This is a genomic window from Pseudomonas lactucae (assembly GCF_016937615.1).
Classification (GTDB): Bacteria; Pseudomonadota; Gammaproteobacteria; order Pseudomonadales; family Pseudomonadaceae; genus Aquipseudomonas; species Aquipseudomonas lactucae.
Genome location: NZ_JAFHKI010000202.1, coordinates 1 through 1,470, shown reverse-complemented (window position 1 = coordinate 1,470; position 1,470 = coordinate 1). Strand labels below are relative to the sequence as shown.

Annotated in this window: 1 protein-coding gene; it reads left to right on the top strand. The window is 60.7% G+C overall.

The window, feature by feature from the left end:
• Window positions 1-127 precede the first annotated feature (127 nt).
• Window positions 128-1,381: a serine hydroxymethyltransferase gene (glyA, locus tag JWR98_RS27735; protein WP_078743630.1), complete on the top strand. Its 1,254-nt coding sequence runs from the start codon at window positions 128-130 to the stop codon at window positions 1,379-1,381.
• Window positions 1,382-1,470 lie beyond the last annotated feature (89 nt).

Here is a 1,470-nt window from a genome sequence, read left to right as displayed (position 1 = left end):
CGGCACAGACCCCGCCCACCCCCAGATGAGCCCCGCTTGTCCGCGACATGATGTCCTTTCATATGCCATCTAAAACCCATTGGGTTAGAATGCCCTCCTTTTCTGCCCCCGATCCTTGAGGACCGCCATGTTCAGCCGTGATTTGACCATTGCCAAGTACGACGCCGATCTCTTCGCCGCCATGGAGCAAGAAGCCGTGCGCCAGGAAGAGCACATTGAGCTGATCGCTTCGGAAAACTACACCAGCCCCGCGGTCATGGAGGCTCAAGGTTCGGTACTGACCAACAAATACGCCGAAGGCTACCCAGGCAAGCGCTACTACGGCGGCTGCGAGTACGTCGACGTGGTTGAGCAGTTGGCCATCGACCGTGCCAAGGAGCTGTTCGGCGCCGATTACGCCAACGTTCAGCCGCACGCCGGCTCCCAAGCCAACAGCGCCGTATACCTGGCCCTGCTGCAAGGTGGCGACACCATCCTGGGCATGAGCCTGGCCCACGGCGGTCACCTGACCCACGGCGCCAGCGTTTCCTCCTCCGGCAAGCTGTACAACGCCGTTCAATACGGTATCGATGCCAATGGCCTGATCGACTACGACGAAGTCGAGCGCCTGGCGGTCGAGCACAAGCCAAAAATGATCGTGGCCGGTTTCTCTGCCTACTCGCAGATCCTGGATTTCCCGCGTTTCCGCGCAATCGCCGACAAAGTGGGCGCGTACCTGTTCGTCGACATGGCCCACGTGGCCGGCCTGGTTGCCGCAGGTGTCTACCCGAACCCGGTGCCTTATGCCGACGTCGTGACCACCACCACCCACAAGACCCTGCGCGGTCCGCGTGGCGGCCTGATCCTGGCGCGCGCCAACGCCGACATCGAGAAGAAGCTGAACTCCGCCGTATTCCCGGGCGCCCAGGGTGGCCCGCTGGAGCACGTGATCGCCGCCAAAGCGATCTGCTTCAAGGAAGCGCTGCAGCCTGAGTTCAAGACTTATCAGCAACAAGTGGTGAAAAACGCCAAGGCCATGGCGGGCGTGTTCATCGAGCGCGGCTTTGATGTCGTGTCCGGTGGTACCGAGAACCACCTGTTCCTGCTGTCGCTGATCAAGCAGGACATCTCCGGTAAAGATGCTGACGCCGCTCTGGGCAAAGCCTTCATCACCGTGAACAAGAACTCCGTACCGAACGACCCACGTTCGCCGTTCGTCACCTCGGGTCTGCGCTTCGGCACCCCGGCGGTGACCACTCGCGGCTTCAAGGAAGCAGAGTGCAAGGAACTGGCCGGCTGGATCTGCGACATCCTGGCCGACCTGAACAACGAAGCCGTGATCGACGCGGTGCGTGAGAAGGTCAAGGCCATCTGCAAGAAGCTGCCGGTGTACGGCGCTTGAGTGCAGTAGCGTAAATGAAAAGCCCGGCTCTTGAGCCGGGCTTTTTTGTGCCTGAGATAACGATGCCCTCAAGCTGAAATACGGTCAAA

Coding starts and splice junctions, on each gene's coding strand:
- glyA (WP_078743630.1), top strand. CDS start 128: ATGTTCAGCCGTGATTTGACCATTGCCAAGTACGACGCCGATCTCTTC.